We start from the raw sequence: 12,959 nt of genomic DNA, 5'->3' as shown, positions 1-12,959 counted from the left end.
AGGAGAAAGATAACCTTCCGGTTTTATCACACCGGAAGGGAAGGATGAAAACGATTGCAAAATCAGTCTTCTGCACCTTCAGCAGAACCAGCCGCTTCAGCAATCAACTGCTGCAGTTCACCGCTGTTAAACATATCAATAATAATGTCACTGCCACCAATCAGCTCACCCTTAATCCACAGTTGTGGGAAGGTCGGCCAGTTAGCATATTTGGGAAGATTGGCACGAATCTCCGGGTTAGCCAGAACATCCACAAAAGCGAACTGTTCGCCACAGGCCATCAACGCCTGAACCGCCTTGGCAGAGAAACCACACTGGGGCAACTTGGGAGAGCCCTTCATGTACAGCAGAATAGTATGGGATTCAACCTGTTCTTTTATTTGCTCCATTACGTCCATGAGACGACCTCTTCTTCATTGGAATCATAAAGCAGGATATTTTAAAGAAAATACCTGACTGTCACCATATGTTATTACATATAGTCGAATAGAAAAAACCAACAACAGGATTGTAGACATCCAACTTTCCTGCCACCATCGGCTGACCGACTATGGAACTGCAAGTTAGGAATCAGCCATGTATGTACCGGATAAACCCCTTCGCTCTTATCCCTGGTGGCTAATGCCTTTTTTCTGGAGCCAGAAGCGTCGCTATGGAAAAGTCCTTAAGCCGGGCTTGTTATGGGCAAGAGTTCCCCGGTTATTTGCCGCTGTAGCCACGCTCTACGGCGTACTGGATCGAAAAAAGTCACCCCTGTCACCGGAGCTGCGCTCGCTGGTTACCGTCAGAGTATCCCAGGTCAACTGGTGCGCCTTCTGTGTTGACATCAATGCCATGACCCTGGCAAAACGTGCAGGCAGCATGGATAAAGTCGAAGCACTGGATAACTGGCAAGACTCTGACCTTTTCAATGCTCAGGAGCGTATTGCCCTGGAATATACCGAAGCTGTTACCTACAGCGACCGACAGGTAACCCCTGAGCTGATGAAGCAGCTAAAAGAGCATTTCAATAATGACGCTGTTATTGAACTGACTGGCCTGATCGCTTTTCAGAACATGTCCAGCAAATTCAACGCTGCCCTGGATGTGCCAGCAGAAGGTTTCTGCAAAATTCCGAAGAAATGAACATTTCCTGAAAGTGCTGGCACCAATAAACCCGACAGGATCATCAATCCCTGGTGAGGCTTCTTGGCACCACGGGTGATTTGGCCAACTTCTTTCTGCGTTTGGGCATTTCACCGTGACTACGGATGGTACTCAACTCTGCGCTGGTGCCTGGTCTCGATGTCATGCTTTCGGCGTTGTCAGTGCTTTCCAGAAGTCCAAAATATCCCGGCTCGCTGATATCCGGTACGACTTTGTTCGTCAGGAAGTCCTCAAATGTTTTATTTGATGACGACGCCTGATGGTCCAGGCAGAAATTGAAATAGGCCGATAGAGTCGCACCTGTCACCTCAAGAGCGGGTGTGGTTGTCAGGTCAGGGGCAAGGATTGGTGACATTAATTGCAGGGTGACAGGATCAAAGTATTTCGCGTTATGTATTTGGCTGCTGTCGCTGCAGTTAGGGTGCCTGTCCCTGTATTGCATCAGATAACCGTGTATGTCGTTAAGGTAATGCATGGCGGAAGCTGTGTCAGGGATGATCTCTGTTTCTACTGTTTTAGCGATTTGTTCGTGGCTCTTTGCATCCTCCCGCCACTGGGCACAGAGTGGAGACAGTTGCTGGTCCCGGCCTTTGAACGCCCTGCAGATCATCAGTTGCAGAACATCACTTTGATGATTGCGCCAGATGTGGGGCTTGGTTACCAGCATAAATGCAAACGCGTCAATATCATCAATGCAGTGAATACCTTGTTGCAGCATTTGCTGAACCACTTGCTCAAATCGCTCGTGACGGTCGTGCGTGGGAGAGCTACCGCGCAAATAATAGAGATTGGAAGACATTTCCCAGGCAAACGTAACCAGCAGGTGACTGACTCTGTCGATGGCACAGATATTTCCACAACTCAGGGCATCAAACCAGATATCCTTGACAAGTCGTAAAAATGACAGGCAATCCAGTGGCGCTAACTGAAAGTTAAGTTCATTGGAACAGATACTTATGCTGGAGCTGAAATCCACTTGTACAGCATTGTCAACAAGCAGCTCTGGCCAGCTTTTGCAAATAACAGCGCCCTGTCGTTGCAATGTGCTGGGCCATTTATTGACCATAGTTACGATGCTCTGGCGATCTGGCCAGAAGGAAGAGTATTGACGATTGAGATTCTCAGCGGCGGTTTTTACACATGATTTGGTGTAGCTTTGCAGTTCGATCAACAATCGCAGTTTGCCCTGAACCCCTGCTGTTGAACTCAACCCGTTTTCAATACACTGTTTAATGGTGCCCAGTGTATCACCGTTGTCTGACTGAAGATGACCAATGATCTCACTGTTGCTTGGGGTAATATTGCGCTGGACCAGGGCTTTTTCCGACCTGGCGATTTCCTCGGTGGAATAGCCATGAATCTTCAGGTGCTGCTCTTCATGAGAAGCCAACGTCGTATTTCGCCGACAAAACGCCGTAGCTTTATGGGTATCCGGCAAGTGGGTGGCGGCGGAACTTGCCGACTGATCATCAGGGGGAGGGAAATTCCAGCCAGAGTGCACTGCACCAGAGATTGCCGGTTGCGAAGATGGGTTTGACATACCTTTCCTCTTATCTTCACAGAACGAGTGAAAGTTGGGCAAAATCCTGAATATGACCGACATTCTGACAACCGCTGAAGAATAAAGTTCACCGCCGATCTCTCGAACGGCCCCGGTTTGACACAGGGCTCATGCACGAGTACCCTCCCTCGCGCTTTGAGGACCGATTAACTCCTTGGAATCAATGTTTGAAGTAAACGTCGGAGTTTAAATATAAAAACCGAATAGTTTATGTTCAAACTGCAAAAAAACCACAGCTGCTGATTTCACAGTGGCCAACGACCCAATTTCAACGTTCACATCTTTTGGCAGTTGGGAAACTTCAACCAGGCATGGAAGGGTTCCTTAAAGAACTGCGTTTACAACCGATTAATGACTATTCAATCTATTACCAAACCACTGATCGTTCTGCTGATAACTGCCGCTATTCTGGCTATCCCGCCAGCCCGTGAGTGGCTATTTGAGATGATCCGAATTCTTTCATCGCTGGATATCGACAAGGTACGCACCTACATTCTCAGTTTCGGACTGTGGGCCCCTCTGGTTTCAGGACTGCTGATGGTGATCCAGGCAGTAGCAGCGCCGCTGCCTGCTTTTATTCTTACCTTTGCCAACGCCGCCATTTTTGGCTGGTGGCAGGGGGCACTGCTATCCTGGAGCAGCGCCATGGTCGCGGCTACACTCTGTTTCTTTATCTCCCGCTGGTTTGGCCGGGAGGGAGTGGCCAGGCTGACCAGTCACTTTGCCCTTGATCAGGTCGATGACTTTTTCCTGAAGTCTGTCTATTTCCGTGAATCGAGGCCTGTTGGCAATGAATAAGAAACCAGTATTATCCCAATACCTCAAAAGATGTATTTTCTTCTTCCTGTTACTGATTCTGCCCTTCAGATTCGCCTGTGCAGTACCAGAGGATTATTTTATCAGTGCAGAAACGGTTGCCAGCAATCCCGACCATTACCTGCTGATCGATGCCCGGGCATACTCTGAGTATCTCAAGGGCCATATCCCGGGAGCCCGCTCAGTTCAGTGGCAATCACTTTCTGATATGAATGGGGCGGCCGGTAGCGAGAACTGGGCAACAGTTCTTGACAATAAGGAGCTGGAATACCAGATACAGAAGCTGGGCCTGAGCCCAACAGACAATATTGTCGTTTATGCCGATGCTCAACGGGGGTGGGGTGAAGATGGCCGAATTGCCTGGAGTTTGCACGTGGCAGGGTTAAAGAATGTCCGCATTCTTAATGGCGGGTACTCTCACTGGAAAGAAAAAGGGCTGAAAACCACCATCATCCCGACCTTCTTCAGTACCAAAAGTGATTACACGATAACCCAACGGGATTCTTCAGCCACCATTCATACCAAAGCCCTTTACCGGGACTACTCACAGTTTCGCGTGATCGACTCGCGATCACCGGAAGAGTTCCACGGCAAAATGGACTTGGGTGAACAGCGCAAAGGGCATCTTCCCGGGGCCGTGAGCTTACCATTTCAGCAGATGTTCACGGCCAGTGGCACCTTGAAGTCATTTGACGACATTAGCCGAATGTTATCGGATAAGGATATTCAAAAAAATAGCCCGATTGTCGTCTACTGTACTGCCGGTATCCGGTCCGCACACATGGTGATGGTGCTGAAGGCGGCAGGCTACACCAATGTCAGAAATTATACGCCCTCGTTTTACCATTGGGCTGCGTTATCCTACACCCCGATTGAATGACAACATTGAAGGTCCTCAGATAGCTACCGAAGGTACGGAGGTTAGTGATGACTGAGCCTTTAGAAGGCTGATGATGTCTGAGTAGGATTTAACTGCTTCTGCGGCGTTAAAGCCTGGTACCTGTTGTCCCCCAAGGAATGAGGCGAGGCCTAACACTTTAATCTTTTTAGCTTTCATCAGCTCAGATTCTGCAAGTTTCAGTGGTGTCATTCCGTTCTGGGCTCTTTCGTTGATGGAAGCTCCTCTGACAAGCAGGTGCTGAACTGCTTTTACATGACCTCCCTGGGCTGCATAATGAAGGGGGGTCATGATGCCGGTGTTGTCTATTCTAACCATCGCATCCGATCTGACCGGTTGGCCATTTAATAGTAAGCCTCTCAGGCAAACCTCCTGTTTGAAACACTTCAGCCTCAGTGCTGCCCCGGCTGACTGATAACCCTTATACTCCTCCGCCCGCCCTGTAACACAGCCCCTTCTGCCAGTGGTAGCATTGACAAAAGCACCACGGTCAATCAGTTGATCAATAACCTCTGACTTACCTGATTTAGCCGCAAGATGCAGAGGCGTTTGTCCCTCGTTGTTTGTGGCATTAACGTCAGAGCCAACCAGTAACTCAGTGGCGTCTTGCGGATGGCGACTGTAGACTGCACAGTGCAGGGGCGTCCATCCACGGTGGTCACGGGCATTAACATCGGCACGCCGGGTTATCATGGACTGGATTTTGTCTTTTTGCCCCTCTTTAACCACCTCGTAAAAGGCTGATTGACCGGAACCCGGGTAATGAAGTTTGTTAATGTCAGCATTCGGGGTATTGGCGAACAATTGGTCGAATAAGTTCCAGTCATTGATTTTAATTAATGCCCCAAGTAATCCTGCACGCATATCGTCACAGGGTGCCTCAGAGTTACATATGGCAAGGGTTAACGACCTGATTATGGGTACAGTCAGTTTGTTTACATTGTTTATCCAGCTCCATAGCGTCTCACCACTGCCAATAAGTACATCGGTGGCTGCACCAGCAGCCAGCAGGAGATCAACGATCTCGGCCTGGCCGGTGTCAATAGCAATGTGAAGCGGTGTTTTTCCGTACAGTCTCTGGCAGCCTTCCCTTTCACCGTTACTTACCGTCGATTTGTCGGTTCTCTCCCTCATTTCCACTTTCATAAGTAGGTGTCTTACCATTTCAAACCCAAACTGTTTTGACAACCGTGAGGATTGGGCATTGATATTGGCACCCCTGCCAAGCAACAGCCGGATGGCATCATGTTTTCCATGTTCCACCGCAAAATGCAGAGGGGTCCTGCTACCGATGTTGATATCAGCACCTTTGTTAAGCAGAACATCAATGATATTGAGGAAACCATTTGCAGCTGCAAAGTGAAGTGGGCGTCTTATATCCGGGGCGTGGCCATTAATGTCGGCACCGTAGTCAATAAGAGCTGTTATGGCCGCTTCATGACCATTAAATACCGCAAGCTGAAGCGGAGTCTCAGGGTAATCCGCTGTTGTGAGCGCATTGACGTCGGCACCCTGTTTGACAAGATGCCTGATAGTCGCCTCATCACCTTTGCCAGCGGCGCAGTGGAGGGCAGTTATCCCGTCCTTGGTGCTGGCATTGGCATTGGCACCGTGTTCAAGCAAGCCATTGACAATATCAGAGCGACCTCCGGCGGCTGCCACGTGGAGTGGCGTCTTCTCAGAGTACAAACAATGAGTAATTTTACGTTTACACATTGGGCAACCAATATCGGCATGACCTGGACCACTTAGCCACTTATCAATGCACGACTTGTGATGGATATGGGTGCAGGGAAACATTGCTGCAATGGGACTTTTATCCAGACCATCAAGGCAGATAACGCATTTTTCAGTTTCTTTACCCTCTCGTTCAGAGACTAACGGGGCTGCTGGTGGTATCCGATTACAATCGTTGAATGAGAAGGTATTCACACTTAAATATCCCCGTTCTAACTTATAATTTGAACTGTCTGATTAATGGGTCTGACTGACCCATCGGCTATTAGTTCAGTTCCTCATGCAGAAAAAGCCGGGCCCCTTACTTCTCAGAAGCATCGATCGAAAAATACGCGAAAATGGTTGGAAAGAAATCAGTGTCTTTGACGAAGAATGGATTGGCCGGGGCTCATAACAGTGTTGAGTAATCTATGATTACCACAGGTTTTTAGTAGCGGTATGGATCCGGCCAATCCCGTAGAACTTATGGATTAATTGCTTTTGCTAATCGCCTGCCTGTAAAGATGATCCACTTTCCTGATATTGGCATTCAGCCCGTTTATACGGGTATCGTGGGAAGGGTGTGTGCTCATAAATTCCGGCACACTGCCACCACTTTGCGCTGACATCTTTTTCCACAGGCTGACAGAAGCCTCCGGGTTATATCCAGCCCTGGCCATCAGCTCTAAACCGATAAGGTCAGCCTCGGCCTCATTGGTACGACTATTAGGCAAGGTAAGGGCATAATTGACCACGGTACTGCCAACACTCATTAACTCAGGACTGACCCCCAGCAGAATCCCCAGGGTATCCTGCCCCAACTGCACTGCATAGGCCTGAGACATAGACTCCCGCCCATGCTCCCTGAGTGCATGAGCCATTTCGTGTCCCATAATGGCGGCAATTTCATCATCCGTCAGCTTCAGAGTGTCAATAATGCCGGTGTAAAACATAATCTTGCCCCCGGGCATGCAGTAGGCATTCAGCTGTTTATCCGTCATCAGATTAACTTCCCACTGCCAGCTTCGGGCATCCTGCCTGAACACACCAACATGGGACACCAGCCGGTCAGCAATCCTGCGCAGACGTTTCACATCTGCTGACTTGCGGTTCAGCACTTCTTTTTCCCGAGCTTGATTCAGAGCTTCCTGATAAGCCCTGGCAGACATGGCATTCACCTGGCTTTCAGAGAGCAAAGAGAACATTTTCTGCTCACGCTGAACACCAATAGTCCCTGAGTTGGTTGTTGATACCGTCTGACACCCTGCCAGAAAAATACTCAGGCTCACGACCAGAACTTTTAACCATTTCATCCCCAATACCTGTTTCTTCACAACGTTATGACTGCCATTAAACCAAAATCACTACCGGTAAGCACGGCTATCTCGGTATTTAATTGCAAGTTATTGCACACTTCACCCGAGGTATTGATAACAGACATAATAAAAATAATTAAGATTTACACTTTTATACAACTTCAGACTACTTTTATTCCTGATTGTTTCAAAGACACATGACTAACCATTTACAGGTAAAGAGATCATCAAGACACACATACTAAATACTGGCTGATTCGCCACCTGATATTCCTATTTCATCAGGCAATTAAAAACCATTAAGGGTAGTTAAATGGACGGCATTCACTCTAAAACCTATCAACAGACATCTCCCTTGGTTAAACTGTTAACACAACCCCTTCAGGAAGCAGGACCATCAAAGCCTTCTGTCATTAGTATTGCCCCAACCAGATATTTACCGGGCGCACAGGGTGAAATCCCATTTTTCAGGTCATTCACTCATCAATCTGTTGGTATGCCACATCAGGAAATCTCATACTCAACAACTCACAATGATAGCGCAGTTGACTCTCCAATACTGGCATCTATTAAAGCTTCAGATAATGCAGCCAGCATAAATCGTAAAAGAACAAACCCTGATTATTCAGCAAATAAAAAAAATGAACAATTCAACAAGGAACCATTAAATACTTCAAACGAAACCTCAGTCAAAAGATTGAGACCACATGAACAAAAAATAGCAAAACCGGATAATAAATATTCATCGTTTAAATACCATAACAGAGACAAAAAGGATAAGGAGTGCATCTCAATTGATCAAATGAATAATAAATCTGGAAGAATAGCTAGTGCCATCGCTGAATGCAAAAGAAGAAAAAAACTGACCAAGCTATATTCTGACATCAATCATGTTCTTAAAGATATAACAACTATAAGCATCAAACCAACAAAAAGAAATTTACTATTAACCTGCATTGGGATTGTAAAAAAGAAAAGTGCCCCCAACCATACCTGTCCTAATCGTAAAAACAGGAAAACATTATCCTACTCAGCCAACACTAACCCAAAAACAAAGAAATTTATAAAAAATCTCAATGAAGCCAATCGCCGAAAAGAAATTCGTGAGCTAATTAATGAACTTTATCAATCCATTCCGGGAACACACCACAAAAAAAATAGCGAACATCTCACGCTCAAGAAATTCCTGTCATTTATTGCCAAGAACCAAGAATTAAAAACATCACAAACCCAAGCAAATCAAAACTTATCTTCAGTGATAAATAAGGAATTAAGCCCAAGATTAAAACCGAGACCAAAACCAAGATTAAGACCAGAATTAAGATCAAAATCAGAATCTAGCTTAAGATCAGAAGAAAATATAGATGAAATAATATATTTTAATACAAAAATAGAAAAAACTGCCAAAACAGACACAAATAGAAAAAAAGGTGACAACACACAAAAAGACACAAACGAAGAAACAACCACAAGAAAAGACAAAATCACAGAGCCAGAAATGGTTTCAGAAACAGAAACTGATTCAGAAATAGAAATTAATTCAGAAAAAGAAACTGATTCAGAAACTGATTCAGATACAGATACAAAAGCAAGCATGACAACCAGTAAAAAAACAAACTTAGATAAAAAAACAGATAAAGCAATAAATCTTAAAATAGCAGAAGTTTCAGCAACAGCTCCCTTAGAAGAACCCGATGGTATAATAGAACCTGATTCACCTTATATAAAAACAGCTACTTTTGACTCATTACATGCCATTAAAGAGCCTGCAAACAGTAATAGCCAAGTTAACTCCATGATACAGAAAACGTTGCAAAAACCAGGGGAAACAGGAAAAACACTCGAGTATTCTGAGCAACCCTGGATTTCAGCCCCTGATTTTCAGTTTCTTGAGCAGGAGTTAGTATGCTATGAAAAAGAGCCGTGCAAAACCGTTGATGAATGTTCATGGAACAGTCCGAAGGAGACTAAAGATACCCATTCTCTTGTTACCCCATCCCACTCCGCTATTCCAAGTCCACAGGAGCAAAACGAACAGGTGCAACCCCATACCTGGATTCCATCCCCCCCATCTCATCCTGATATCAGCATATACAAACCACAAACTGGCACCAATGAAGAACTGTATCCAACAGGTGACTTATCTATAATGAAGGCCGTTGCTCCACAGGAAATTTTCCCATGGCCACCTTGTCAACAGATGCACGATGACCACTCTTCTTCAGGATCATCCTGCACTTTGCAACCACAAACCGGGGAAGCACCGTCTTCAGAAGATGAGGCTATCCCCTTTGTCTTCCAGCAATACAGCCCCGGAGGGAGAGGGGCTGTACCGGATGAGATATGGGGTTATCCAGCTTCAGGACATGAGACAACACCCTATGGCTTTCAACAACACAACCCTGAAGAAAGAGGGGCTGCTCCAATTGAGGCCCTGGGTGTTCCAGCTTCAGGACATGAGACAACACCCTCTGGCTTTCAACAACATACCCCTGAAGGGAGAGAGCCTGCACTATACGATATGACAGAAACTTTACCATTAGCATCAACACCAGAGCTATTTCAGGTAGCTCCCCAAGATACCCCACTGATAACATATTTAAAAAATCAGATTGTCAAACTGAAGACGAGACAGGCAGACCTGGAGTATAAAGACAGGAAAACTAAAAATTTCTTAAATGGAGTCATAAACGAAAACCTGCAATTATCAAGAAAATCATTAACTCTTGAACAGGATCTGGAAATGCTTAAAAAAGAATTTGCACTACTCCAGAAAAAAGATCAACTATCAGAGAGCCTGGTAAAATTTGCTTTTCATGATGAACAAAAAAAGGTGGCTGACCTTGAACAAAAACTCAACGCTTTACAGGCCGAACGGCAGCTGATGATTGATAAAATAGAAAAATCAGATAGAGAAAAATCCCAGTTAAAAGAAGCCCTGAAAAATAATCAAACCAGAACAAAAAAGACAGAGCAAAAAATTTATAAAAGCCTGAGATTATAAAATAAAAAATACGGTACTTTTCCTATATTATTTAAGCAAGTGTAAAAAGCTGGGCTCTTTTTCAGATTTACTACTCATGACCCAGCTTTTTTTCTTCAGCCAGCTTTTTTTTTCAGGTAGTGGTAACCTCACTTAACCGGATCTTAATATTTTCGCAGCTGCAACCATATTTCTTAAAGCGTCTTCTACCTCCTGCCAGTCTCTGGTCTTTAAGCCACAGTCCGGATTTACCCATAAACGCTGTTTGGGTATTTTTTGTGCCGCTTTAGTCATCAGCTGTTGAATCCACTGAATACTGGGCACATTTGGCGAATGAATATCATAAACTCCGGGTCCAATCTCATTCGGGTATTCAAACGCTTCAAAAGCATCCAGCAGTTCCATATCTGAGCGGGAAGTTTCTATGGTGATGACATCCGCATCCATGGCGGCAATATATTCAATAATGTCATTAAACTCGCTGTAACACATATGGGTATGGATTTGGGTTTCATCTTTGACGCCACTGGCAGCAATGCGAAAGCTCTTCACCGCCCACTCCAGGTAAGCAGGCCAGTCTGCTTTTCTCAAAGGCAAGCCTTCCCGAATGGCTGGCTCATCAATCTGAATAATGCCAATACCCGCATTCTCCAGATCAACAACTTCATCTCTTAAGGCCAACGCTAACTGGAGACAGGACGTTTCCCTGCTCACATCATCTCTTGGAAATGACCAGCAAAGAATGGTAACCGGCCCGGTTAACATGCCTTTAACCGGCTGGCTGGTCTGCTCCTGGGCATAGCGGCTCCATGCAATGGTCATCGGCTCAGGGCGGCTGATGTCACCAATAATAATGGGGGGTTTTACACAGCGACTGCCATAGCTCTGTACCCAGCCATTGGCTGTGAAGGCAAACCCTTCCAGCTGCTGGCCAAAGTACTCAACCATATCATTACGTTCTGCTTCGCCATGGACAAGAACGTCCAAACCAAGCGACTCTTGCCTTTTAATGGTCTTGCGTATTTCCGCTTGCATCGCTTCGATATAAGACTGCTCATCCAGCTCCCCTTTGCGAAACTGTAAGCGCTTCTGTCGTATCTCCCGTGTCTGGGGAAAAGAGCCAATGGTGGTTGTAGGAAATTCAGGCTGATTCAGTTTTTCATGCTGTAGCGTTGCCCTTACCGCATAAGGTGAGCGACGATGATCAATATCCCTGTCATCATTTAATGACGTCAACCGTTGTTCTACCGCTGTATTATGAACCCGCTGAGAGTGTTGCCTGGCAGATACCGCTTTTTCGGCCTCGGAAATCAATGTCAACACCACCGGGTCCTGTGCCTGAAGCCCTCCGGATAAAACCCGACCAATCACGGAGACCTCTTCACACTTCTGCCTGGCGAAGGCAAACCAGGATTTCAGCTCGTCATCAAGCTCGGTTTCCTGCTCCAGATCAACCGGAACATGCAGTAATGAGCAGCTAGGCGCTACCCACAGCCGATCACCCAGCCGCTCTTCTGCCTCCTTCAATTGCCGCACTATCTGCTGCAAGTCTGAGCGCCATATATTTCGACCATTAACAACACCCGCTGATAAAACCTTGTAGGCAGGCAGGCGATCAAGCAGTGCCGGTAACTGATCCGGATCCCGGACCAGATCAATATGCAGACCATCCACCGGCAGATTAACGACCGTGGTCGTAGTACCATTGAGACCACCAAAGTAGCTGGCCAACAGAATTTTTACATGGCAACTCTGCAACCGGTTATATACCGATTCAAACGCCTGATGCCATTTAAGGGGAAGATCCAGAGCCAGAATGGGCTCATCAACCTGTACCCACTCCACATTCATTTCAGCCAGTCTGGCCAGAACTTTGCCATACACCTCGACAACACTGTCAAGCAACTCCAATCGGTCAAAAGACTCGCCCTTAACTTTACCAAGCCACAGCCAGGACAGCGGGCCAATCAGTACCGGTTTTGCCCTGAGGCCCTGTTCAATAGCCTCAGCGGTTTCATCCAGAATAGCGGTGTTAGACAGTTGGAACTTCTGGCCTTTATGCAACTCCGGCACTATGTAATGGTAGTTAGTATCAAACCATTTAGTCATTTCACAGGCTGCTGCAGGTTCTCCGGTAGGTGCTCGACCTCGGGCCATACGAAAAAGGGTATCAATATCACCAGGGTCCGCTTCCGAAAATCGCTCCGGCACCGCACCCAGCATCAAAGAGTGGCTCAGCACCTGGTCATACCAGGCAAAATCACCCGTCGGAATCAGATGAATACCTGATTCTTTCTGCAACTGCCAGTGTCGTTTACGCAGGCGACGGCCTTCTTCCAAAAGCTCTGCCCTGGACAGGTCACCGCGCCAGTAACTTTCCTGAGCCTTCTTCAGCTCACGGTTAGCACCTATTCGGGGAAATCCAAGGTTATGGGTAGTGATCATGAAATAACTCCGGGCTGATCGTCAGACTTATTGTTTTCAGGATGGATCAAAGAGTAGTCACGATTCTGTTGGAGAGTT

At 46.4% G+C, this 12,959-nt stretch carries 9 protein-coding genes; 4 read left to right on the top strand and 5 right to left on the bottom strand.

Annotated features, from left to right (window positions below):
• Nucleotides 1–62 precede the first annotated feature (62 nt).
• Nucleotides 63–398 carry a Grx4 family monothiol glutaredoxin gene (grxD, locus tag ACO6V1_RS01585; protein ID WP_209275513.1) on the bottom strand — a complete coding sequence of 112 codons (336 nt, stop codon included), beginning with the start codon at nt 396–398 and terminating at the stop codon, nt 63–65.
• A 178-nt stretch (nt 399–576) separates the two neighbouring features.
• Here grxD and ACO6V1_RS01580 point away from each other — a divergent pair, with 178 nt between their 5' ends.
• Nucleotides 577–1,125: a carboxymuconolactone decarboxylase family protein gene (locus ACO6V1_RS01580; protein ID WP_209201534.1), complete on the top strand. Its 549-nt coding sequence runs from the start codon at nt 577–579 to the stop codon at nt 1,123–1,125.
• Nucleotides 1,126–1,168: 43 nt separating this feature from the next.
• On the opposite strand, the gene ACO6V1_RS01575 is transcribed toward ACO6V1_RS01580, so the two are convergent.
• Nucleotides 1,169–2,686, bottom strand: coding sequence for a hypothetical protein (locus tag ACO6V1_RS01575; RefSeq protein WP_422465538.1), 1,518 nt, complete (start codon nt 2,684–2,686; stop codon nt 1,169–1,171).
• Between the two features lie 372 nt (nt 2,687–3,058).
• On the opposite strand from ACO6V1_RS01575, the gene ACO6V1_RS01570 reads away from it, so the two are divergent.
• Nucleotides 3,059–3,505 carry a TVP38/TMEM64 family protein gene (locus ACO6V1_RS01570; RefSeq protein WP_422465536.1) on the top strand — a complete coding sequence of 149 codons (447 nt, stop codon included), beginning with the start codon at nt 3,059–3,061 and terminating at the stop codon, nt 3,503–3,505.
• Nucleotides 3,498–4,403: a sulfurtransferase gene (locus tag ACO6V1_RS01565; RefSeq protein ID WP_422465534.1), complete on the top strand. Its 906-nt coding sequence runs from the start codon at nt 3,498–3,500 to the stop codon at nt 4,401–4,403. Before ACO6V1_RS01570 ends, ACO6V1_RS01565 begins: the two co-directional genes overlap by 8 nt.
• Before the next feature lie 15 nt (nt 4,404–4,418).
• Here ACO6V1_RS01565 and ACO6V1_RS01560 read toward each other — a convergent pair whose 3' ends face one another.
• Together ACO6V1_RS01560 and ACO6V1_RS01555 are read right to left on the bottom strand one after the other, a co-directional pair.
• Entirely contained in the window at nt 4,419–6,353 is a 1,935-nt protein-coding gene (locus tag ACO6V1_RS01560; RefSeq protein ID WP_422465532.1) for an ankyrin repeat domain-containing protein, read from the bottom strand.
• Nucleotides 6,354–6,628: 275 nt separating this feature from the next.
• Nucleotides 6,629–7,450: a M48 family metallopeptidase gene (locus ACO6V1_RS01555; protein WP_422450124.1), complete on the bottom strand. Its 822-nt coding sequence runs from the start codon at nt 7,448–7,450 to the stop codon at nt 6,629–6,631.
• Nucleotides 7,451–7,766: 316 nt separating this feature from the next.
• Here ACO6V1_RS01555 and ACO6V1_RS01550 point away from each other — a divergent pair, with 316 nt between their 5' ends.
• Nucleotides 7,767–10,457 (top strand): hypothetical protein, encoded by a 2,691-nt coding sequence (locus ACO6V1_RS01550; RefSeq protein WP_422465530.1) that lies wholly within the window; start codon nt 7,767–7,769, stop codon nt 10,455–10,457.
• 132 nt (nt 10,458–10,589) lie between these two features.
• On the opposite strand, the gene metE is transcribed toward ACO6V1_RS01550, so the two are convergent.
• Nucleotides 10,590–12,881, bottom strand: a complete 2,292-nt coding sequence (gene metE, locus ACO6V1_RS01545; protein ID WP_422465528.1) for a 5-methyltetrahydropteroyltriglutamate--homocysteine S-methyltransferase — start codon at nt 12,879–12,881, stop codon at nt 10,590–10,592.
• Nucleotides 12,882–12,959: the final 78 nt, after the last annotated feature.

This window comes from Endozoicomonas sp. ALC013 (assembly GCF_049310205.1).
Lineage (GTDB): Bacteria > Pseudomonadota > Gammaproteobacteria > Pseudomonadales > Endozoicomonadaceae > Endozoicomonas.
Note: the sequence above shows the minus strand (reverse complement) of the source record. Positions and strands in the feature narration are given on the sequence as shown.

Bases quoted from the DNA above. Each gene is read 5' to 3' on its own strand.
- ACO6V1_RS01555 (WP_422450124.1), bottom strand. From the start codon at position 7,450: ATGAAATGGTTAAAAGTTCTGGTCGTGAGCCTGAGTATTTTTCTGGCA.
- ACO6V1_RS01550 (WP_422465530.1), top strand. From the start codon at position 7,767: ATGGACGGCATTCACTCTAAAACCTATCAACAGACATCTCCCTTGGTT.
- ACO6V1_RS01570 (WP_422465536.1), top strand. From the start codon at position 3,059: ATGACTATTCAATCTATTACCAAACCACTGATCGTTCTGCTGATAACT.
- metE (WP_422465528.1), bottom strand. From the start codon at position 12,881: ATGATCACTACCCATAACCTTGGATTTCCCCGAATAGGTGCTAACCGT.
- ACO6V1_RS01580 (WP_209201534.1), top strand. From the start codon at position 577: ATGTATGTACCGGATAAACCCCTTCGCTCTTATCCCTGGTGGCTAATG.
- ACO6V1_RS01575 (WP_422465538.1), bottom strand. From the start codon at position 2,686: ATGTCAAACCCATCTTCGCAACCGGCAATCTCTGGTGCAGTGCACTCT.
- grxD (WP_209275513.1), bottom strand. From the start codon at position 398: ATGGACGTAATGGAGCAAATAAAAGAACAGGTTGAATCCCATACTATT.
- ACO6V1_RS01565 (WP_422465534.1), top strand. From the start codon at position 3,498: ATGAATAAGAAACCAGTATTATCCCAATACCTCAAAAGATGTATTTTC.